We start from the raw sequence: 22,394 nt of genomic DNA, 5'->3' as shown, positions 1-22,394 counted from the left end.
CATTGGCTTTTGCCCTATTGGGTATCTAAATATTAAAACTTTAAAAAGCCCTATTAGATTCTTGGTATTTTATAAGTATTTTGGGGAAAAGAAGAAATCTAGAAAAGAAAATGAACATAGGCTTGAAGAGTTTTTTCTATCATAATATCGGGATCAAAATTCTGAATTATGTGCTGTCTTCCGGCTTTACCCATTTCTTTTCTTAGCTCCGGCGACTCGAGCACTGTTTCAATGGCTCTCGCTAATGCTTCTGGATTTGATGGAGGAACCAAATATCCACCTGGACCAACAATCTCTCTAGATGCTCCCGTATCCGTTGCGATAACAGGCACCTCACATGCCAGTGCTTCGGCCATAGGAAGACCAAACCCTTCAACTAAAGAGGGTGAAACATAAACATCGGCCATAGAGTAGATCAGTGGAAGTTGATCTTCAGATACATACCCAAGTTCTATCACTTTGATTCCAAGTTTATTAGCCAACTTCATGATCCTGGCCCTATATGTATCGTCTTGCCACCGTCCTATTAAGAGGAGAAGATACGGTTTCTTTATCAGCCTCAAAGCCTGAACCAGTGTCTCTATACCTTTTCTAGGGTTAATAAAACCGGCGAAAAGGATTACTTTTTCTGTTTGATCGATATGATAGCGGTACCGTATATCTGTGTTGTTTACGGGCTTAAAGTAGTTAGTATCTATTCCATGGGGGGTCAAGAGCATTTTTGAGTCGGGGACATAATAGTGCTTGACATACTCGTTTTGAGTTGAATGGCTTACAGCCATTAGCCCTTTGGCGCGCTTTAGAGCCGGTATCTCAGCGAAGTTTTGAGAGTACCAGTAATAAAGTGATTTTAGGATCTTTTGGGCACCTTTAATATTCTGGTGTTTTAGGATTGAACGACGTTGACGGAATGAGTGATGAAGGGTGGCGACAAAATCTCCGAAGAATGGATAGGCGAAATAGATATCCCAAAAATGTACAACTGCGCTTCTCTTGCGAACTAGCTCATAAACCGTTCTTGAAGCCAAAACTGAGTATGCGATCCAATTTAAGGGAGTAAGTGCAAGCCGATATATGATAAGATTTCTCTCGGTTGCTCTCTCAACAGTTATTCCGCGAGAATCTGGAACAGCAGAAACAACTGTGACTCGATGTTCCCTTTGAACTAACGCATCAACTAATCGTTCTCCACTAATATCAAAACCAGAAAAGCGGTATGGTCTAAAACCAAGTGTAATAAAAACTATCTCCATAGGGAATTCTCAATCAGCGTTGTGCTAAGAGGCGGTCAAGAATATTTTTCATTTTATTTGTGATCACGTTTTCGCTACAACATTCATGGTAACGTTTGTAACCAGAGTAAGCAATTTCATGTCTTAATGTTTCATTTCTCCATAACATTTGAATCGCGTCAGCCAAACTCAGAGGGTCGTCACCTGGGCATAAAACTGCGTGCTGATAGTTGCTTAAAATTCGCCTGTTTGGAGGCGTATCCGTTGCTATCAAAGGTTTTCTCATGGCTAGGATTTGATATACTTTTCCTGGTACAACAAGATCTGCCTTGGGTGAGCGAGCGAAGTGTCCGCCTAAACAAATATCCGATTTCTCAATTTCATGTACTAGGTTGGGTAATGATAATGGAGGAACAAATATCACATTAGACAGCGATCTTTCTTCCGCATATGCCCTTACTTTTTTATAAGAAGGCCCATTACCTATCAATCTAAAAATAAAATCCTTTGATCGGCGTCCTAGAATCTCGGCTGCCTGGACTACAATATCTGCTCCATGCAGGGGTTGATAGGTAGAATAAAAGAGAACAACACATTTCTTGGATCTTTCTTCAATCTTCCTGTACTTGGGATAAAAAAGATCTTCGTTGCATCCGACAGGGAGAACTTCGATTTTCGCGATAGGGATTTGGAGTACCTCAGCGAAGTAGCAAGCATGCTCTGGAGTGTCGAGTAAGATCTTATTGGCTAGACTGCAACTCTTCTGGTCCAACCAATAAGCGAATCTTCCGCCAGGGCTATGAGGAGCAAACACACGGCGGTCAAAGCACATAGTGTTAAATGTAGATATGAATGCGTCAAACAGAATCGGAGATTGTGTTACTCTTCCTAACCACCATGCTAATAATTGTCCATAAAAGCCAATGAAGATAAAATCAAACTGTTCTCTTTGGGTGACACGAGGAGCAGCCCAAAGGGTTTGTAGGATTGAGCGCTTGAGTATTGATACCCTCTGGCTGGCAAATGAAGAATCCAGACCCCAAGTAACGACATTGAATCCTAAACGTTTAAGTGCTCTATAAACTACTTGGTTTCGTTGGTATGTGATTTCTCTCCCTGACAGAAAGAGAACCTTCATTGGTTAGTTATCCTTGAATATATTGAAAGAAGCAACCACATTATGAAACTATATGCAGTAACTGTCAATTGGAATCAGTATGAACTAACGGAGAGATGTATCGTCTCCTTGTTCCGAGCGGGCTTGAATGAAAGACAATTAATTGTGGTAGACAACGGCTCAGATGACGATTCACTAAATCGACTAAAGCGTAGATTTGGAGACACGATCGTTCAAATCGCAAATTCGGAGAATCAAGGCTATGTACTCGCGGTCAATCAAGGTATTGAACACGCATTAGCCTTAGGTGCTGACTGGGTTCTTATTATCAATAATGATACTTATGTAGCCGAATCGTTCCTTGAGCATTTGATGCCAGTGCTCAACCAGGGTTTGTTTGCAATCCTAGGCCCAGTAATTTTCTATGCTGATGATCCCCGTCGAGTTTGGTATTTGGGTGATCGGCTTATTAATGGGACTTTACTAACTTGGGGTTTATTGCGTAACCAATTCATTAGTCCGAATTTACCCCCGATCGTTGAGGTTGATTTTGTGAGCGGTTGCGGAATGTTAGTGAGGAGAGATGTGTTTGAGAATATAGGAGTATTTGATCCATTGTACGAAATGTATACTGAAGAGGTTGATTTTTGCTGGCGGGCGCGCAAAGCGGGTTACAAATTTGCTTGTGTAACCCAGGCTCACATGTGGCACGTGGTCTCTGCAACCGCTTCAAGAGATAAACCTCGAACGAGATATTTAAGGGTGAGAAACCAGATATGGTTCTATCGAAAATATGCCAAGGGTGGACAACGACTTCTTCTGTTTATATTTTCCTTACTAAAGATGCTTTATATTTCTCCTGGCGATATAATATCTTTCCAAGGCGCGTTACTTAAGGCAACCGCTGCAGGTTGGTTTGATGGGTGGTTTATTCCACAAATGTCCTTAAGGAAATATCAAAGGTAAAAACGGGATGGAATATTCAAGTTGTAATCTTTGTGGCAGTAACGATTTTGTATTGATCTATAGCATCCCAGATCACTTATTAGCCCACAAGTATCCGTCTTACCAGTTTGTCCGGTGTCGGCAGTGTGGATTGGTTTACCAGAATCCACGTCCTACGAGTGAGGAGATAACAAAATTCTATCCAGAGCATTATGAATCATATCAAATTCCACAACCAAGGTCATGGTTTTTGAGAAATATATATCAGTATGGGCTGAAAAAAAGAGCTAAGTTTGTTCTCAAGCATAAGAAAAGTGGCAGATTACTGGATATAGGTTGTGGTCCGGGATTGTTTCTTCACGAAATGGATAAGTTTGGGGGGTGGGAGACTTTTGGTGTAGAGGTAAGTCCCTATGCTGCAGATATGGCACGGAATCAGTTTGGGTTGTCGGTGTTTTGTGGCACACTAGAACAGGCAAATTTTCCCGGTAGTTACTTTGATGCAGTAACTATGTGGGATGTCCTCGAACATTTATATGACCCATCTTCCACACTAAGAGAGATAAATCGTATTTTAAAACCGGATGGTATTTTAGTTATCCGGGTACCCAACCTTGATAGCCTTGATGCGAAACTTTTTGGTAAATATTGGGCAGGATGGGATGCGCCGCGACACTTGTTTGTTCTTGGAAAGAAGTCACTGAAGGCGCTGTTGAACAAAGGCGGCTTTGATGTTGTGGAGTTTAGTTCGAGAAGTGGAAGTTATCCCACTTTCTTGCTAAGCCTACGATTTTGGTTGGAAGGTAGTGGGCTTGGTAACTCAATTTTTGTTCATCGTGTAGTTCAATTCCTATATCATCCAGTAACGCGAGTGCTAACCGCTCCTCTTTTTTTTATTCCTACACTTTGGCAGCTTGGTCCCCTTCTTGTGGTTGTGGCTCAAAAAGGAGAGGTTCTAAAAGATGATTGAAATAAGACATCCAGGGATTGAAAAACTATTGGATTCAACCTCTGTATATGATGACATATATCAAAAGAAGGGTATTCTTCACCGCGACTCCCTATACCTTCTAATCATCAAATTTCTCAAACCACAGCAAAATAAACTTCTATTGGATGTATCTTGCGGCGAGGGCAGACTGGTAGAGTTGGCAAATGCGATGGGGCTAACAGCGGTTGGTGTGGATATTTCCATGGCAGCATTGATTAAGGCGCGGAAAGACCGTTTTTCGAGTTTTGTGAATGGCGACGGCGAGAATTTACCCTTTGAGAGTCATTCCGTAGATTATGTTACTAGTGTAGGAAGTCTGGAGCATTATCTTGAACCTGCCCGGGGGGTTAGAGAAATTGCTCGAGTTTTGAAACCCGATGGGCGAGCATGTCTTCTTCTCCCAAATGCGTTTGGTCTTTTGGGCAACATCCCATATGTAGCCAGACATGGGGAGGTTTTTGATGATGGTCAACCGCTTCAAAGATATGCGACAAGGAAAACTTGGGAGAAGATGATAAGCGAAAATGGGCTGCGAGTCTCGAAAGTGATCCCTTATAACGAAATTGAGATTCCAGAAACTTACCGCGATGCTATTTGGCTTCTCTCCCACCCGCGTAAATTATTTAGGTTTCTGATTTCTCGCCTGATTCCTATAAATCTATGTAATCATTTCATTTTTATTTGTACTTTGTGATCACCATGGGGAAGGTTTTGTCAGCCCGAAAAACGTATCCAAAGGTTATACAAGTCATTTCAATTGGCAGTTCATTTGTCATTGTGTCGTTGATTTTAGGGTATTTGGTTTACCGACAAAGAGAGGTATTGTTTGGTTTCAAATGGCAATTCCGCATACAGTACTTATTTTTGAGTTTTTTGCTGTTTTCGTGTAGTCTAATCTTAGTTTCTTTTATCTGGGGGCAAATAATCAATGCTTTAGCGGGAACTCAACACTTTATTTATCACGTGCGTTTTTTCTGTATTTCAAATTTTATAAAACGACTTCCCGGTACAATTTGGTACCTTCTAAGCAGGACTTCCCTCTATAAAGAAATTGGCATCTCTCCTCAAGCCACGTTGATAGCCAGCGGTATCGAGTTCATCATTGCCCTGATATCAAGTGCTCTGGTTAGCCTCTTTTTGCTAATTCGTGTTTTTCCTGGGTATGTGGGTGTGCTCTATGTCTTGTTACTGGTTGTAATAGCAGGGGGTTTAATTCATCCAAAAGTTTTATCCATGATTCTAAAAATATTCAGAGTGCCTACTCCAGGGAGTGTTGGCTACCGCCAATTGGTGATTTGGCTAATTGGTTATGGAATTGTTTGGGTGATTAACGGGCTAATTTTATACTCAATAGCCAATATTGTAACTTACGTCCCCGCAATTCACATTTCGAAAACTATTCAGAGTGTTACGTTGGCTAATGTTGTCACTTCTCTTCTTTTATTTGCTCCTACCAATCTAGGTGCTACAGAGATAAGCATCAGTGCAATCCTATCAACTTTCCTGCCATCCTCTGTTGCGGTGGTAATTACTATCTTCAGCCGAGTGCTTTTAACGATTTTTGATCTTATTTGGGGAGGGATAGCTCTCCTTATACCGCCAAGCAAGGCTAATTAACCCAAAGGCATTATTGCAATAAGTTGTAGGTTTCTGAATAATTAGAACAGATACTAGAAACAAAACGAGGAGGAGTATCATGAAACTTGTGCGTTTATTGAGCATCCTTACGGTCATTGTCTTTGCCTTGGGCTTCTCCTATTCTCCGGTCATGGCCCAAAAGTTCTCCTATACTGCGGGTATTCAGGTTCAAAATCTAGAGGGCTCAACGGCTAGTATAAGTTTGGTATTCTACAAGATGGATGGAAATATCGAAGCCACGGTAAATGATACTATCAGCGCCAATGGCTCTAAAACTTATTTTCCTCTTGGGGTGAGCGCTGGATTCAACGGTTCCGCTGTGATTTCATCGGATAAAAAAGTAGCTGCTGTAGTAAACGTGCTGGGGAATAATGGCGCCGCGGCTGCCTCCTATGTAGGGTCGTCTTCAGGGAATACCACAGTATCACTTCCTCTTCTGATGAAAGGGAATAGTGGCTTCGATACATGGTTTAATGTACAAAATGTCGGTCCAAGCAATGCAAATGTTACGATAACTTACAGTGATGGTACAACAGCGAGTGCAACAATTTCCCCCAATACGTCCAAGACGTTCAATCAGGCTGCTGAAACCCATTCTCAGAAAGTTTTTTCGGCCACTGTAACAAGTAATCAACCCATTGTTGCTGCTGTTATCGAGGAAAGTTCCTCGGTGATGTTTGCATATAGTGGCTTCACAGGCGGGAGTCCCACACCTGTGATGCCGTTGATTAATGCCAATAATGCGGGTTATATAACAGGTATGCAAATTCAAAACGTAGGGTCATTGTCCACTACTGTGACTGTTTCCTACACGCCATCATCCGCTGGTACTCCTTGCCAGGAAACTCAGACCATTTCCCCAGGTGGCTCGGCTACTTTTGCCTTGGCTGCATTCGCCAATGGTGCAAACTCGAACTGCGCCGCCGGGCAACGTTTCATTGGTTCAGCCCGGGTAACTTATAATAGCAACAATCAGCCTCTTGTCGTAGTGGTTAATCAATTACTGCCTGGAAGAAATGGCGAGGCTTACAATGGTTTTGATCCGGCAAACGCGACCAGCAAAGTTGTAATGCCTCTGATTATGGATCGTAATTCTGGATATTTCACAGGCTTCAACGTGATGAATGTGGGTTCAACCTCAACCACGGTCACATGTACGTTTACGGGCACCTCTTACAGCGTTTCGGCTACCCTTGAGCCAGGGAGAGCCCTAACAGATATCCAAAACGGGAAAATCGCCGACCGCTATGTTGGTTCTGGTACATGTGTGGCGGATGGAGGCGGCAAAATTGTAGCCGTGGTCAATGAACTTGGTCCTAGCGGTACCGCAGATCAATTGCTTGTCTATGAAGGGATCAACGTCGAAAATTAATGCCCCGCGTAAAGTATTACAATGAGAGTGCTACCTGAGGTTACCTCAGGTAGCACTCTCAAAACTTATATACCCGGTTTTAGGTACCCACATGAGACCTGAAAAGCGATTGCCAATTTTTTTGCTTCTTGTCCTTATACTGATTTATGGATGTACTCTCAACAATAATGATATCCAGAAACCCGAACAATTGTCTTCCTCTTACCCTGTCCTTCCCACTTGGATACCCTCGGACTACCCTATACCTCAGATAACATCGGAATTCACCGAGCTCTACACTCCTGAAAGGCCAACTCAAGATCCTGCTCTGGGAGCTGTAAAAGGGGTTTTGCAATTAAAGACCTCAACCGGAATTAAACCCATTGATCATGTAATTCTTTATTTAGCCGAGGTAGTTCGAGACACAGAAGGGAACGAACGAGTGGTCTCGATGGATCGGCTAAATTCACCACGTGCTTATACGGACACAAATGGCTATTTTGAGTTTTTCAATGTCCCCCCGAGTAAGTATGGATTGGTGCTAGATACGATTACAAATTCTTATTTACTTGGTCATCCTGTTACTGGGGAAGACATGCTTTTTGAAGTCAAGGCGGGAGAAGTGTTAGATATAGGGGTGTTGGTTTATGACCTGTTGCCTATTAGCAGATGAGTCTCCCCTCACTTCCCCGCGAGTAGGCCGAAGGCGTGGGGGGCGGGGGTGAGGCGTTGGAAGCCGGCCTGGCGCAGGCGCTGGCGGACCCGTGCCGTCACCGCCGCACCGCTCTTGCTCGCCGGGTCGCCAATGTAGTGAAACATCCGCCCACGTGGACGCAAGACGCGATACACCTCCATATAAAATTCCACCCGGTATAACTCACCCGCCAGGGCAAACGTGGGTGGGTCGTGAATTACGCACGAGAACACCCCGCTCGCCAACGCCGGCAGGATCTCACCGCTGTCTCCGATCAAAATTTGGATGTGGGGGTGCTCAAACAACGGTTGCGACCAGGGGTTCTGGCGCGCAATCGCCACCACCGCGGGATCCAGTTCAATGGTGAGCACCCATTCTGCCGTGCGCGCCGCGGCGATGGCCGTGTAACCCAGCCCCATGCAGGTATCCAGCACCCATCCGCGCGGGTTGGCCACCCGCACTTTGCTCAGCGTATCTTGCCAGGGGTCGGTGCCTTTGATGCGGTGCATCGGGATGCCCGAAATGAGCAGGGTCGGTGCGGCCGGGGTGGGGTAGAGGCTGTATGCGCGCCCGCTGCGAGCCGAAAAGGTCTGGATGCGCACCACCTCATCTCCGTCCAGGCGGTAGCATCCGCTGGGGTCTTCGGCCACGCGTTGCACCGCCGACCAGGGCAGTATCCTGCCATCGGGCAAGCGCACCCCCTCGGTTTCCAGGCGTACCTCGGCCTCACTGCGCCCCAAGTCCAGCGAGGTGCGCAGCGTCGTCGCTTGCCCCCGCGCAGCCAGCCAGCCGGCCACCTGGTAGTGCGAAAGGACGATCATGCTCACGGCTCCAGTGTGATCAGCCATGAGTTCAGCGCAACCGTGCCGGGGATGCGCGAATCGCTTTCCTGGCGCAGGGTCAGGCGTACTTCCGTTGGCCCGCTTACTGTATAAGGTACATACGCCTCAAACGGCACGTGGCTCAGATCACCATAGGGCATGCCCGGGGTCACTTCCGCCGAACCGACCACACTCCCATCCGGCGCAATCAGTTCGATCAGGATCGGGCGGCTGGTCAGCGGACGCACCACCCCGCGCACGACCAACACCCCGCCGCGCACCGTTTCCCCTTCACGCGGCGAACGTACCAGGAAGGGCTCCAAATCCACCCAAGGCGCTTCGAGCACGTTGCGCCCCAATTGCTGCAGCACGACATCGGTGCTGCAGAGGTAGATGGTGCGCCCAAAGCGGTCGCGGGTGGAGAGCACCAGCCGTGCGAGTTCTGCCGGCTTCTCGATTTCAAAGGGGATTTCAGGGGCAATGTAGAAACGCCGCTCGCGATAGACGCGAAAATCCAGCGCCTGTCGAACGAGGTAGCGCCCATCCGCGCCGATCAGGTCCACATACACAAAGCCGTCCTCGCCGGGACTGATCAAGGCTTCCACCTGGATGGGTGAGATCAATTTGGAATACGGCCCAGGCCGGTTGATACGCATGAAGGGCGGGGGCGGGGTTGGAGTGCGGGTGACGGTAGGCGTGCGGGTGAGGTAACGCCAGCGCGTAGGCGAAGGCTGCCATCCCGGCGGATACGTGGGGCTGGGCGTCAAACTGGGGGTGGATGTCTCGGTCGGGGGGAGGGGGGTCAAGGTGGCGCTGGGCGTCGGGCTGGGCAGCGCGGCAAAGGGCAGGGTCGCTTCCCCGTTCGCCGCGGCGATGGGGTTGGCCGGCGGTGGCGGAGGGGTTTCGGTCAGGAGGGGAGTGGCAATCGTCGGCCCAGGCAACCCGCTCTGGCAGGCCGCCAACCCGAGCAAGGTTCCCGCGACCAGTAATCCCCAGATCAAGGCAAGGCGTTTCATGCGCTGTCCTTCCCGGCAGCACGAGGGGCAAAAGCAGGTAAGATGTCGGTAGCGAAGCGGCGCAGGGCGCGTTCCCGCTCGGCTTGGGTCTCAGCCTGAAAGGTGATCACCACCCCGGTTGCGCCGGCCGCTTGCAGGGCGCGCAGTTGGTCAATGATGATGGCCGCATCCCCGCCCAGATAACCCTCGGCCGGCGGGGGCTGGTCGAACGTCAGTCGGGTACGCACGATGACGTCAAACGGCCGTCCGCCCAACAGTGGGCGCACGCGCTCCAGAGCCGCTGCCAGCGCCTGGGGGGCCAGCGCATTCGGGTGCCAGCCATCGCCCAACAACACCGCCCGCCGTAATGCCCGCGGGGAATCGCCCGCGACCCACAAGCGCGGCCCGCCGCTTTGCACCGGTGGCGGCGAAAACACCACCCGCTCAAAGCGGTAAAACGGCCCCTGATACGAGATCACCCGCCCGCCGCGCCACAGCGTACGTAAGACCTTGATCGCGTCGTCCATACGGGCGCCGCGATTGTGAAAGTCATAGCCCAGGTTAGCATACTCCCCCGCCGACCAGCCCACCGCCACGGCCAGGGTCACCCGTCCGCCCGAGAGCACATCCAGGGTCGCGATTTGTTTAGCCACCTCGAGCGGGTTGCGTTGGGGAAGCACCAACGCTGAAACCCCCAGCCCAATGCGGCGGGTACAGCCAGCAACATAGGCCAGGGTCGTAATGGCCTCAAAGATATGGCCAAAGCGCTCGGCATCCGCTTGGGGCAGTGCCAGGTGATCGGGCACCCAAACGTGATCAAATCCCAGGCTCTCGGCAGCCAGAGCGGTATCCAAGATGTTCAACCGTGTGGCTTGCGGGCCGTAAGAGGGGAGAGCCACCCCAAATTCCACGCCTTATCTCCTGTTGCCAAGGGTGTATCTGGCACGATTATAGCACGCTCCCGCATGATCCTTGAGCCACCCCTCACAATCTTGGGCAGCGGGATGATCATAAACGTCATAATGATATATAATCAAATCAACTCCACACCAACACACCCGAGCCCCGGTCGGTGATGGTGTGGCGAATTTAGGGTTGCGCTTCTTTGCCGACATAGAACTGAGGCTTCAGAGATTGCACCTGTGATCTCGTGGTATTTCTCTCCCCCTTCTATCTTGCTCCTATTGGCCGCAAGTGTGGCGCTGGTTTTGGGGGGACTGGCCTGGCAACGACATCCGGGGCGCGGGGCAGCGCCGTTGAGTTTCCTCTTTTTCGGCTTAGCCATCTGGTTCGGTCTATATGGTTTAGAATTGGCCAGCCAGCAGGAAGCGCTGGCCGTTGTGTTTTACCGCCTGGGCTACCTGGGCGTAACCCTGGTGCCGGCGGGATGGCTGCTTTTTGCCTTCACCTTCACCGAGCGCCTGCCGCGGCGCGTGGGACTGCTCCTGGCGGGACTGGCGCTAGAACCGCTTCTGGTTCAAGCGGCGCTGTGGACCAATTCATCCCATCGCTTGTTCTTCACCGCCCTTGAGCGCATCTCGTGGGGTGGGCTGGCGGTCCTGCATCCCACCTATGGGCCCTTGTTTTGGTTGCACGCGGTCTATTCCTATGCCCTGCTCCTGGCCGGCACGCTTTTGCTCTTGCTTACTCTGTGGCGGCATTCGGCGTACTACCGGGCTCAGATGCATTTGATCCTCGGGGCAATTGCCCTGCCTTGGCTGGTCAACTTGGTGCGTCTTTTAGGTCTGTTGCCATCCTTGCCGCTGGATCTCACCCCTTTGGGTCTGCTTCTTTCCGGTATCATCTTGCTCTTTGGGCTGTACCGCATCCAACCCGGAGCGCTGACGCCGCTGGCACGCACCAAAGTGGTCGAAGTGACCGATGAGGGCTTGCTGGTGCTGGATGTCACAGGGCGCATTCTGGATATTAACCCCGCCGCCTGCCGTATGCTCCAGGTGCAGGCCGAAGCGGTGGTGGGGCGCCCGGCGCAGGTTGCCCTGGCTGTTTGGCCGCAGTGGGTCGAATGGCTACAATCTCCGGATGCGGAATTGACCGGCCTGGAAATACAGCCCAGCCCCGGCTGTTGGGCCGAACTGCATTACACCCCTATCCACACCCCCGAAGGGCAACCGGTGGGCGCTTTACTCCGTTTGCATGATCTCACCCCCCGCAAACGCATTGAGCAAGCGTTGCGCGAGAGCGAAGCACGCTATCGCCGCCTGATTGAAGCCTCGCCGGAAGCCATTTTCTTGCTTGATGCCGAAGGGCGCTTCACCCTGGTCAATCCTCAAGCGGTACGCCTGTTCAAGGTGGAGAATGAAACTGCCTTGCTTGGGCGTTCCTGGTACGAATTTGCCACCTCGGAAGATGCGCCCCGCTTAACCGCGACCCTGCGGGCTGTCATTCAGGAAGAGGGTATGCTGACTCTGGACTATGTGGGTCAAACGGCCGCTGGCGAGCGCTTTTTTGCCCAGGCCACGTTGCTCGCCCTGCGCTTTCCGCAGGATCACAAAGAACATCTGGAGATCATGGGTCTGGTACGTGACATCACGGCCTTCAAGACCGCGCAGGAAGAACTGCACTATGTGGCGCAGGAAGAGCGCCGGCAGCGCGAGCTAGCACAAGCCCTGCGCCAGGCTGCACTCACCGTTACTGCCAGCCTGGATTTCAACCAGGTGCTGGAGCAATTGCTGGAGCAAGTGGCACAGGTGGTGCCGTACGATTCAGGAAGCGTGATCCTTTTCCGCGAGGATGGCAGGGCTTATGTTGCCCAAATGCGCGGTTATGAGCAATTTGGTCCGCATGTGGTCGAAGCCGTGCGCAACTTTGTTTTCAATCTGGAATGGGGGCAAAACTTCGTCTGGATGGCGGCCCACAAACAGCCCCTGATCATCGCCGATGTACCCCAAGACCCCAATTGGATTGTCCTAGACGAGACCAGTTACATCCGTTCCTGGGTTGGGGCGCCGATTGTAGCCCACGGTGAGACCATTGGTTTCTTTTCACTCGAAAGCACCCAACCCGACTTCTACCGCCCGGAACACGCCGAGATGCTGATGATCTTCGCCAGCCATGCCGGCATTGCGCTGGAAAACGCACGCCTGTTTGCCGAAGCCCAGCGCCGTGCGGTGGAAGCCGAGACGTTGCGCGAGGCCGCGGCTGCCGTGACCTCGGCGCTGAACCTGGAGCAAGTGCTGGATTTGATCATTGCCAACCTGCGCCGTGTGGTGCCGTATGATAGTTGCTCGGTGTTCCTATTGGAGAAGGGGTATGTGCGCCTGGTGCGCGGCGCCGGCTTTGAGTATCTGGAGGATATTCTCGGCCATCGCTTCCCTTCTGGTAACCCACTGGTGGAAGAAGCCTTTCGCACCGGACGCCCAGTGGTGCTCTACGATGCCCAGCAAGACCCGCGCTTTCAACGCTGGGGCGGCGCTGAACATATCCACGGCTGGATTGGGTTACCGCTGATTGCCCGCGGCCAACCGATTGGCTACCTGACCATTGATAGCCGCACCCCGGGTGCCTATACCGAGGAACATGCCCGCCTGGCCCAAGCCTTTGCCAATCAGGCGGCGATTGCGTTAGAGAACGCGCGTCTCTTTGAACAAGTACAGCAAGCGGCGATCACCGATGCGCTCACCGGTTTGGCCAACCGTCGCCATTTCTTCGATCTGGCACGGCGCGAGTTTGCCCGTGCCCGCCGCTACGGCTCGGCGCTCTCGCTCTTTATCTTGGACGTGGATAACCTCAAGATCGTGAACGACCAGGGCGGTCACCTACTGGGGGACCGTTTGTTGCAAACTGTGGGGCACGCGATCCAGCGTCAGTTACGTCAACCGGATATTGCGGCCCGCTACGGTGGGGATGAATTCATCGTCCTACTGCCCGAGACCACCCTGGAAAAAGCTGCCCACGTGGCCGAACGTATTCGTCGTCACCTGAATCGCGAAGTGCTTAAGGCGGATGAGAAGGCCTTCCCCATCTCGATCAGCGTCGGAGTGGCTGAGTTGGAGGCCACCTGCCTGGTCCTGGACGATTTAATTGAACGTGCCGACCGTGCGCTTTACTGGGCCAAAGCGCAGGGCAAGGGACGCGTGGGGCTGTGGTATAACGGCGCCCCTGCTCCCCCGCCTGCTGCGCTCAAACGTCAGGATGTTAATCCAGCGGAATCTCCGCCACCGAGTTGAAGACTTGGTGGGGACGGTAGGGAAATTTCTCAATATCCTCGCGCCGGGTGACACCACTCAGTACCAGGATGGTTTGTAATCCGGATTGGGTGCCGGCCAGGATGTCGGTATCCATGCGGTCACCTACCATAACCGTATCCTCAGAATGCACGCCGAGGTAATTCAATGCCGAACGCATCATGAAGGGATTGGGTTTACCGATAAAGAAGGGGGCGCGTCCGGTGGCCCGTTCAATGAGCGCGGCCATGGCACCGCAGGCGGGCACGATCCCGCCCTCGCCCGGCCCAGTGGGATCGGGATTGGTGGCAATGAAGCGCGCGCCCGCCAGAACCAGCCGCACCGCCTTGGTGATATGCTCCAGATGATAGGAAAACGTCTCTCCCAGGATGACGTAATCAGGATCAATATCGGTCTGGATATACCCCACTTCATGGAGTGCCACCTGCAGCCCGGACTCGCCGATCACAAAAGCCTTGCCTTGTGGCTTTTGGGTGTGCACGAAGCGCGCTGTGGCTAACGCTGAGGTAAAGATCTGTTCTTTGGAGATCTCTAGGCCCAGATGCTGCAAGCGGTGTGCCAGATCGGCAGGGGTGTACATCGAGTTGTTGGTCAAAACCAGAAACGGGATCCCCTTACGGCGCAAACGCGCGATAAATGCATCGGCTCCCGGGATAATGGTTTGACCGCTGATCAGGACCCCGTCCATATCAATTAAGAACGCCTTGGTTGTGGGCATACTTCCCTCCCATCCTGGATGATGTAGGCAGAAAATTATATTTCGATTATAGCCGAAGATGATGGCTTCTCAAGTTGGGTGGGCTTAGTTCTACAAGGCGAAAACTGAAAGCCAGGTGTAAACTCAGCAGTGGGAAAAACCGTCTATACTCCAATCAGCTGTGAAGGATTGGAGGGCCGATGCCAAGGCTGCGCCGCCGATCGTGGTCGCAGGAAAGATTCTGGTTTGCCCTGCTTGCGGTGCTGATGGCGCTGGGCCTGGCTGCGCTGTGGTTCTTCCCGCCCTGGCGGTTTGAGCCACAAGTGCGCGTGATTCCTCTGGCCCTCGACCCGGTCCGGCAGGCAGATTACCGCGCCGAGCCCCGCCTGGCGGCCATCCCGGCGGTCTCACTCGACCTGATTCGCCAAGCCCTCCAGGAACGCCAGCCTCAGGCCCAAGCCGAGGCCGTATTGCGCCAGCTGGGGACCCCTATCCCGACCGCTACGGCCAACCGTCCGTTGGTTTTGCCGGCCACGCCGACGGCATCGTCTTTGCCGGGGATAACCATGATGCCGGTAACGCTTACTCTAACCTCGATGCCCACGGTGACCCAGACGATGGCGATCCCAACCCCCACCCTCAGCCCTACGGCAGAGGTTAGCCCGACGGCCGACCCACGCCCAACACGTACCCCTCAACCGATCCAAACGCTACCGCCTATAGCGACGCCACTTCCCACTTCGACCCCACTGCCGCCGAGCCCCACGCCGCGTCCGCCTACTGCGACCGCTCCGGCCTACCCACCTCCGGCGACGCCTTTACCCCCGACGCCCCCTGCGCCTACTTTGGGGCCGTATCCCCCGCCATAAAAACGTTCGTTCATCCCTTGCGGCATAGCAATAGCCCACGATCCAACGGCAGCACCAGGGCATCCACCCGCGGGTCGGCCAAGGCGCGATCCACCAGGGATTGCAAGACCTTGCGGTGGCTGATCACATTATCGGCAATCAGCCAACCGCCTGGGCATAAGCGTGGTACCACCAGGTCGTAGCACGGCGCGTAGAGGTCTTTCTCAGCGTCCAAAAAACAGAAGGCAATCTGCTCCAACGCCGGCAGATGCGCCAATGCATCCCCTTCGATCAATATGACCACATCTTCCACCTGAGCACGGTGAAAGGTCTCGCGCGCCAGGTGGACTTTTTGAGGGTCAATCTCAAACGTGACCACCTTTCGCCCCTGGGAACGCGCGCCCAGGGCGATCCATAGGGTGGAGTAGCCACCGCTGGTGCCGATCTCGACGTAAGTTCCTGCCGGAGCGGTAGCGGCCATCAGTGCCAGGAAGCGCCCGGTATCCGGGGCTACTTGTCGTAAGCGCTGAGCGGTAGGTAGGCCCAAAGCGCGTTCCCGGGCATCGCGCGCTTCCAATTCCTGCATGCGGGCCTGCATGGCGGGTGGAATGGAATAAAACATGGTGTCCTCACCAAAAGAATTTAGGTCTATTTTATCCTTTTGTTCGAAAAGGTGAGGTCGGAGAACGAAAAGCATCCATGATCATCGTCCCAACGGGGTATAATCGGGGTGGTCATTGCGGCAAGGAACAATGGAGTTCAGACGGAAATTCTTTCCCTCACAGCGCATGGTATATCGAGGGTTTGTGTTTGGGCTCCTCAGCCTGGCTCTGCTGGTGGCGTGCCAGAACCCAGCCGGAGCTGGCCTGGCCAGAGTACCTCAAAACCCTCCCCCCACCGTAACCCCGTTCCAGCCACTGCCGACGACCTCTCCCGTTCCCACGACGACCTCACACCTGGTCCTGACGCTCTGGCTTGATCCGGCCTTGCCGCCCGACTTGCGTTCCCAGGTCAGGGTGCCACCGGGCTGGGATCTTGCCCCCACCGCCGAGACGGCGACCCTGCGTTTGGCCCTGAGCGCTCCCCAGGATGCCCAAGGTTATTGGGTCTATGGGTTGGTCGGGCGCTTTGCTACCCTGGAGGACGAGGTGAGCGCAGAATGGTTGCGCCAGGTCTGGCAGGGGGCACGGCCGATGTCCTTGTGGATGGATGAAGCGACCTTGGCGGCCTTGAGTGCGGCTTGGGGAGCACCGGCGCCCGGCGTCGTGCAAACAGTAGCCACCGATGAGTTGGTTGAGACTCTGTGGGCGCATCCGGAGGCGCTGGGCATTGTGCCTTTTGAACGCCTGGAGCCGCGGCTCAAGGTGGTTGCTGTGGAGGGTCAGTCACCCCTCCATAAGGATTTTGACCCGGCGCGCTACCCGCTGGCATTGCCCTTTGCCCTCCAGGGTGATGCGGCGGCGTTAGCGGCGTTTCAGTCGGCGGCGCAGGCAGCCGGGGTGACCGCTTTTCTCCCGACCGGTAACCGTAATCCCGCCAAATTGACCGTAGTAGCGGTGACCGGGGTAACCGCCATCGTGCGCGCAACCGCCTGGACGCTGGACGTGCGCGGCATAGATTACGCCATTCAAGAGATTGCACCGTGGTTGCGCGAGGCCGACATTACCCACATCAATAACGAGGTAGCCTTCCGTGAGAACTGCCCCCATGCCAACGATGGCCTCAACGCCCAGGGGGTGATCGTTTTCCCCTGCAGCGATAGCCGCTACCTGGCGGTGCTGGAAGCACTGGGCACCGACGTGGTCGAGATGACCGGCGATCACTTCATTGATGCGCGCCCCGAGGATGTGCTCTACACCTTAGACCAGTATCATCAACGGGGGTGGCAGACCTACGGGGGTGGGGCAACCCTAGATGAAGGCTATCGGCCGGCCTTATTTGAACGTAACGGCAACCGCATTGCCTTCATCGGCTGTAACGCTAAAGGGCCGGGTTATGCGCAGGCCTCGGCCACTCAGCCCGGCGCCGCCTTATGCGATTTTGACCGCCTGACGACGGCCATCGCCGATTTGCGTACCCAGGGCTATTTGCCCATTGTCACGTTCTCGCACATTGAATACGAGACCTTTGCCGCTAATCCCCTGGCGGTGCGCGATTTTGAGCGCGTGGCTCAGGCCGGTGCGGTGATCGTCTCGGGCAGTCAAGGGCACCTCCCCCAAGCCATGGAATTCCACGCCGGGGCGTTCCTCCATTATGGCCTGGGTAACCTCCTCTTTGATCAGTGGAGCCTAGGCGCGCCGTTTGATCAGGCTTTCATTGATCGCCATGTTTTCTATGCAGGCCGACATCTCAGCACCGAACTGCTTACGCTACGTTTTGAGGATTTTGCCCGTTCACGCCCGATGACCCCTGAAGAGCGCCGCGCTCTGCTCGAGACCGTCTTCAGCGCCAGCGGGTGGTGACTCATCCTTCACCCAGGTCTTTCTTAAGAATATCGGCGGTCAACGTCATGAGACGAACGACTTCACGCAGAAGAGCCTCCTTTTGAGCCACCTGGGCGCGCAAGGCGTTGGCCTCAGGTTCCAGATTGTGCAAACGCCGGGCCTGTTCACGGCTCTGCCGCCAATAGGTGAGGCTGACGTCTCGCAGTAGAGCGATTTCGTCCATCGCCGTGGGTAAGGCATCGAGGTTAAGCCGCCAGCCTTCGCGATGGCCCAATTCGGTTAAGGTGAGCCGAAGGTCTTCCCAATTGGCAGGCGCCACGAAACGAGCCTGGGGAAAATTTGCCGCTAGTCGTTCGACCAAATCGTCCATACTGGCATCTCGCCAGCCGCTATAGCGCGCCATCAGGCGGTACAAAAAGAGAAAAGTGCCCGTCACACCCAGCAAAGCCGTCTTCAGCATGGCTGAGGAGGTGAGGCTGAGATAAACGCGAGGCAAAGAGATACCCCCTGGATGTTGCATCTGGGCCCATAAGAGGAGGGCTTCCCAGGGACGGTCGGCGGCAGGAAAGTTGTTGCCCGCCCGCGTGACCCGGGGGTTGACCCAGGCCGGATGGTTTTTGATTGCCAGGCGCACCGGACTGAAGAGTGCGGTTACCCTATCATCGAGCCAGGCATCTATTTCTGGCGGTAGCACCTCAAGGAGAGGAAAATACTGCCGAAAATACAGCGCCTCAGCCTGTAACGGTTCAATATGTTCTAAATCAAACAGGTGTTCAAAACGGGTACGTAGGGTCGGATCGGCACGGCAGATGGATAAAAAGTCGGCTAAATTTATGGCGCGCAGGGGGCACCACGGTGTTTCGGCAAACAGTGTGGGCATGAGCAGCCAGATTTCACGGATCGCCTCGAAGGTGAAGCCTTGGGCCAGAACAGCCCCATCGTGCTTCTGGGCCAGCCAGTCGGCAAAGTGACGCTGCGGGCTATACGTAAGCAATCCCTCGTCGGTCAGAATGACCGGCACACCCGCTGCATGGCTCCGCGCCATCAACGCGTTGAAATAAGGAAAACCCCACGTGAAGGTATGCAGTGCAACAGCGCGCTGCAGTAAATCCGTAAAGAGGGTCTCATAGGCTGCAAGTGGTGCGTTGGGTTCAATCAGGAACACGTCATCCCAAATGCCCAGAGTACGTGCCCGCTCCAGGTAGGGCAGGGTGCGGTTTGTCGCATAGAGCAAAAGAATTTTGTGGCTTTCGGCATAGGTGGTTGTGGCCAGGATAAAGGCCATCAGCACATGGTATTCGGTGCCACACGCGAAGAGAACAGTGGACATCGGTATCTCCCGTTAATGAGGTCACTTAACTTTACCCCAAAGGTTGGGACTCGGCAACGCTTTCTGGCCGCAAGCGACCTCTGATAGAAGGAACTATTTGCAACCTGTTCCGCCTTGTTCTACAATTAGGGCAAATGCGATCTTATGCAGGTCACAATACAAGGCTTGTTTCTCCTCAACCCTGGCTGAGACTCCGCGAGTGGCTTGGTGGTGTCGGCCTTGGGTTAGGCCTGCATTTCGCTTGGGTGTTGTGGGGGCGAGATAGTACCTGGGAACGGCTTTGGTTGGGGTATTTGACCCTTGCGATTCCCCTCGTGATGGTACTCTGGCTGACCTGGCAAGCCGCCGACAAAGGGTGCGGCGCCTGGCGCTGGTTGGCGTTGGGCTTCACCGTGCGCGCGGGTGGGGATGGGTTACGATGGCTCATGACAACCCTACCCGTCGAGTCGGCCTCTTTTCTTGCTATACTCGGCCTGATCTACGGACTGGCAGCGCTGTTAACCGCATGGGGCTTGGGGCAATACGGACACCCTCTTCGCACTCCCGCCTCACGCATGCGGCTGATGATGGATACCATCCTTACGTCAACGACTTCGCTGGCCCTGCTCGGATTGCTGGTGTTCCGCCCGGTTTTGAATAGCACTATGGCTCGAGAGGGGGTGCTTATATGGTTAGGGCTGCAGATGGCTTGGTTACCGGTATTAGTAACACTCAACCGCTTTCTGCTGGCGGATGTTAGATCCTTTCCCTCTGCGTTGGGGTTGTGGGGATTGGGTTGGCTGATCCTCGCCCTCGGTGATCAGGCTTATTGGGGGCTTTGGTTGCGCGACGCCTATGTCGTGGGTACCCCACTTGACACCGGAAGTACCCTGGGGATGATGGTGTTAGGTACAGGGGCATTATTGGCTGTTCCTGTGGCTCCCACATCACCGGGCTCAACCCGCTGGCAGCGCGGTTGGCGCTATGCGGGTCTTCGCCTTCAGAACCTGTTTCCTCTGCTTCTCACCCTAATTCTGGGATGGACGGTGCTGATTCGATATCAATTGCAAGGGCGGGTGGATTTGCTCGGTTTATGGATAACGCTATGGCTTACCTTAGGATTGATCGCTCGCCAGGGCTTGATCATCGGTGAGACAGAATTTCGCCAGTATGCTGGCTTGGTTTATAGCATTGCCGAACCAGCGTTTATCTGTGACCGCCGTGGGGTATTGCGTCTGGTCAACCCTGCGTTCTGCCGCGCGGTTGGGGTGGACCAAGACCAACCTGTGCTGGGAACGCCCTTGCTTGAATGGTTTGTGCCTTCCGATCGTCTGGCGGATTGGATTCACCTAACCCTTGAAGGCGAAAGTGAGGGTGACATTGCCTGGTCCGGGGAGACCGAATTGCTCACTCGGGATGGACGGCGCATCCCGGTTTTTCTTTCCTTGCGTCGCATTGTTTCGGTTGAACGTGAGCGCCTGGCACTGGCCGGCACGGCGCATGATCTGAGCCAGCAAAAAGCGCAACAAGCAGCCCTTCAGGCGGCGTTAGAACAAATTGAGGCCGATCGAGCTCAGTTAGAGCGCCTCAATGCCGATCTGGAACGACTGGTGGCAGAAAAGACAGCTGACCTCAGCGCTGCTTATGCGCGCTTGGAAGCCCAAAACCGCGCCTTGCGCGAGTTGGATCGCCTCAAATCAGATTTTGTCTCATTGGTATCCCACGAATTGCGGGCGCCCTTGACCAATATCAAAGGGGGGCTGGAATTGGTGCTCAGCAAAGCGGCGCGCCTTCCATCTGCCACCCGGGAACATTTAATCTTGGTGCAAGCCGAAATCGAGCGCTTAAGTCGTTTTGTTGAAACTATTTTGGATCTTTCTGCGCTTGAGGCTGGGCGCTTGCCGCTTTATCCGGCACCGTTAGACTTAGAGAGTGCGGTACAACGTCTGCAACGGCAATTTGCGCATCATCCCCAAATGGCACGCCTAGTTTGGGATATTTCTTCCGCCCTCCCCCCAGTGCTCGCCGATGAACAAGCGTTGAGCAGTATCCTTTTTCACTTGATTGATAACGCTTTGAAATATGCACCTCAGGGTGACGTGCGCGTCACCGCCCAGGTGCAGGCCAACTATCTGCTGTTACAAGTGCTGGATGAAGGTCCCGGCTTGCCCGAGGAGGCGCTTCCGTTGCTCTTTCAACCTTTTTACCGCGTTGCCGCCAGCGATGCCCAGGAAACTTACGGACATGGTCTGGGGCTTTACATCGTGCGCCGCCTGGCCGAGGCCATGGGAGGTCAGGTGTGGGCGGAGAATCGCCCTCAAGGTGGTGCTTGTTTCAGTTGCAGGCTACCCTTGACCGATATTGAATCTCTCGGGGGCGAACCCGGGGTGCTTGCGGCGGAGGGTGACCATGAAGCTTAAATTGCTGGTCGTGGATGATGATTCCACGCTATTGCGCTTCTTACGCGATTACCTGCAAGATGAGGGATATATTGTCCTCACCGCAACGGGGGGTGCGGAGGCGTTGCGTCTGGCTTATCGTGAGCATCCTCATTTGGTGCTCTTGGATGTGATGATGCCCGGCATGGATGGATGGCAGGTGACAACACGCCTGCGCGAAATGTCAGACGTGCCTATTATCTTACTCACAGCTAAAAATACCGAAGCCGATAAACTGCGCGGTTTTCGTCTGGGCGTGGATGACTACATCACCAAGCCGTTTAGTTTTGCCGAACTCAAGGCACGTATCCAAGCTGTGCTTAACCGTGCCCGGCGCGCTCAGGATGACAAGACCCATTCTCTGCACCTGGGTGATTTGGAGATTGATTTTGATCGTCGCGAGGTGCGTCGTCAGCGGCAGGTTATTCCCCTTACCCCCACCGAATTTCGCCTCTTAGAGGTATTGGCGCAGGCCCAAGGGCGCGTCGTTGCCGAGGAAGATTTGTTACGGATTGTTTGGGGTACCAACCGGACCGAAGATACGGCATTGATCCGACGTTATATCTGGTTGTTGCGCAAGAAGATCGAACCCAACCCGGAAAACCCCCGTTACATCCTCACTGTGCGTGGTTATGGTTACCGTCTGAACGAGGGAGAAACACCCTGAGC

At 53.5% G+C, this 22,394-nt stretch carries 19 protein-coding genes; 11 read left to right on the top strand and 8 right to left on the bottom strand.

Annotated elements, in window-relative coordinates:
* Positions 1-98: 98 nt before the first annotated feature.
* Positions 99-1,253, bottom strand: coding sequence for a glycosyltransferase family 4 protein (locus AC01YT_RS07045; protein ID WP_476674001.1), 1,155 nt, complete (start codon positions 1,251-1,253; stop codon positions 99-101).
* A 13-nt stretch (positions 1,254-1,266) separates the two neighbouring features.
* A complete protein-coding gene (locus tag AC01YT_RS07040; RefSeq protein WP_476673999.1) occupies positions 1,267-2,370 on the bottom strand; it encodes a glycosyltransferase in 1,104 nt (367 codons plus the stop codon).
* A 42-nt stretch (positions 2,371-2,412) separates the two neighbouring features.
* On the opposite strand from AC01YT_RS07040, the gene AC01YT_RS07035 reads away from it, so the two are divergent.
* The 6 genes from AC01YT_RS07035 (at position 2,413) to AC01YT_RS07010 (ending at position 7,947) form a co-directional block, all read left to right on the top strand.
* Entirely contained in the window at positions 2,413-3,315 is a 903-nt protein-coding gene (locus AC01YT_RS07035) for a glycosyltransferase family 2 protein (RefSeq protein WP_476673997.1), read from the top strand.
* Positions 3,316-3,445: 130 nt separating this feature from the next.
* Complete coding sequence (locus AC01YT_RS07030) at positions 3,446-4,264, top strand: class I SAM-dependent methyltransferase (protein ID WP_476673995.1); 819 nt, start codon at positions 3,446-3,448, stop codon at positions 4,262-4,264.
* Positions 4,257-4,979, top strand: coding sequence for a class I SAM-dependent methyltransferase (locus AC01YT_RS07025; protein ID WP_424913822.1), 723 nt, complete (start codon positions 4,257-4,259; stop codon positions 4,977-4,979). Before AC01YT_RS07030 ends, AC01YT_RS07025 begins: the two co-directional genes overlap by 8 nt.
* A gap of 5 nt (positions 4,980-4,984) precedes the next feature.
* Complete coding sequence (locus AC01YT_RS07020) at positions 4,985-5,902, top strand: hypothetical protein (RefSeq protein ID WP_424913821.1); 918 nt, start codon at positions 4,985-4,987, stop codon at positions 5,900-5,902.
* 79 nt (positions 5,903-5,981) lie between these two features.
* Positions 5,982-7,295 carry a hypothetical protein gene (locus AC01YT_RS07015; protein ID WP_476673993.1) on the top strand — a complete coding sequence of 438 codons (1,314 nt, stop codon included), beginning with the start codon at positions 5,982-5,984 and terminating at the stop codon, positions 7,293-7,295.
* Between the two features lie 91 nt (positions 7,296-7,386).
* Entirely contained in the window at positions 7,387-7,947 is a 561-nt protein-coding gene (locus AC01YT_RS07010; RefSeq protein ID WP_476673991.1) for a hypothetical protein, read from the top strand.
* A gap of 8 nt (positions 7,948-7,955) precedes the next feature.
* On the opposite strand, the gene AC01YT_RS07005 is transcribed toward AC01YT_RS07010, so the two are convergent.
* The 3 genes from AC01YT_RS07005 to AC01YT_RS06995 are packed head-to-tail and all read right to left on the bottom strand — an operon-like array spanning position 7,956 to position 10,695.
* Positions 7,956-8,789, bottom strand: a complete 834-nt coding sequence (locus AC01YT_RS07005; RefSeq protein ID WP_476673989.1) for a class I SAM-dependent methyltransferase — start codon at positions 8,787-8,789, stop codon at positions 7,956-7,958.
* A 2-nt stretch (positions 8,790-8,791) separates the two neighbouring features.
* Entirely contained in the window at positions 8,792-9,805 is a 1,014-nt protein-coding gene (locus AC01YT_RS07000) for a hypothetical protein (protein ID WP_476673987.1), read from the bottom strand.
* Positions 9,802-10,695 carry a TIGR03619 family F420-dependent LLM class oxidoreductase gene (locus tag AC01YT_RS06995; RefSeq protein WP_476673985.1) on the bottom strand — a complete coding sequence of 298 codons (894 nt, stop codon included), beginning with the start codon at positions 10,693-10,695 and terminating at the stop codon, positions 9,802-9,804. The genes AC01YT_RS07000 and AC01YT_RS06995 overlap by 4 nt, the downstream gene beginning before the upstream one ends.
* 231 nt (positions 10,696-10,926) lie before the next feature.
* On the opposite strand from AC01YT_RS06995, the gene AC01YT_RS06990 reads away from it, so the two are divergent.
* Entirely contained in the window at positions 10,927-13,971 is a 3,045-nt protein-coding gene (locus tag AC01YT_RS06990) for a histidine kinase N-terminal 7TM domain-containing protein (protein ID WP_476673983.1), read from the top strand.
* On the opposite strand, the gene AC01YT_RS06985 is transcribed toward AC01YT_RS06990, so the two are convergent.
* Entirely contained in the window at positions 13,940-14,707 is a 768-nt protein-coding gene (locus AC01YT_RS06985; protein ID WP_424913065.1) for an HAD-IIA family hydrolase, read from the bottom strand. The genes AC01YT_RS06990 and AC01YT_RS06985 overlap by 32 nt on opposite strands.
* A gap of 179 nt (positions 14,708-14,886) precedes the next feature.
* Here AC01YT_RS06985 and AC01YT_RS06980 point away from each other — a divergent pair, with 179 nt between their 5' ends.
* Positions 14,887-15,555 carry a hypothetical protein gene (locus AC01YT_RS06980; RefSeq protein ID WP_476673981.1) on the top strand — a complete coding sequence of 223 codons (669 nt, stop codon included), beginning with the start codon at positions 14,887-14,889 and terminating at the stop codon, positions 15,553-15,555.
* Between the two features lie 10 nt (positions 15,556-15,565).
* On the opposite strand, the gene AC01YT_RS06975 is transcribed toward AC01YT_RS06980, so the two are convergent.
* Positions 15,566-16,156: an O-methyltransferase gene (locus tag AC01YT_RS06975; protein ID WP_476673979.1), complete on the bottom strand. Its 591-nt coding sequence runs from the start codon at positions 16,154-16,156 to the stop codon at positions 15,566-15,568.
* Positions 16,157-16,340: 184 nt separating this feature from the next.
* Here AC01YT_RS06975 and AC01YT_RS06970 point away from each other — a divergent pair, with 184 nt between their 5' ends.
* The gene (locus AC01YT_RS06970; RefSeq protein ID WP_476673977.1) at positions 16,341-17,996 is read left to right on the top strand and encodes a CapA family protein; all 1,656 of its coding nucleotides are present in this window, start codon (positions 16,341-16,343) and stop codon (positions 17,994-17,996) included.
* 1 nt (position 17,997) lies between these two features.
* Here the strand turns inward: AC01YT_RS06970 and AC01YT_RS06965 are convergent, their stop codons facing one another.
* On the bottom strand, positions 17,998-19,308 hold the full coding sequence (locus AC01YT_RS06965) for a hypothetical protein (protein WP_476673975.1): 1,311 nt from the start codon (positions 19,306-19,308) through the stop codon (positions 17,998-18,000).
* Between the two features lie 134 nt (positions 19,309-19,442).
* On the opposite strand from AC01YT_RS06965, the gene AC01YT_RS06960 reads away from it, so the two are divergent.
* Positions 19,443-21,707 carry a sensor histidine kinase gene (locus AC01YT_RS06960; protein WP_476673973.1) on the top strand — a complete coding sequence of 755 codons (2,265 nt, stop codon included), beginning with the start codon at positions 19,443-19,445 and terminating at the stop codon, positions 21,705-21,707.
* Positions 21,697-22,392, top strand: coding sequence for a response regulator (locus tag AC01YT_RS06955; protein WP_476673971.1), 696 nt, complete (start codon positions 21,697-21,699; stop codon positions 22,390-22,392). The genes AC01YT_RS06960 and AC01YT_RS06955 overlap by 11 nt, the downstream gene beginning before the upstream one ends.
* Positions 22,393-22,394: the final 2 nt, after the last annotated feature.

The organism is Thermanaerothrix sp. (assembly GCF_056331585.1).
This window is presented reverse-complemented; position numbering and strand designations above follow the sequence as displayed.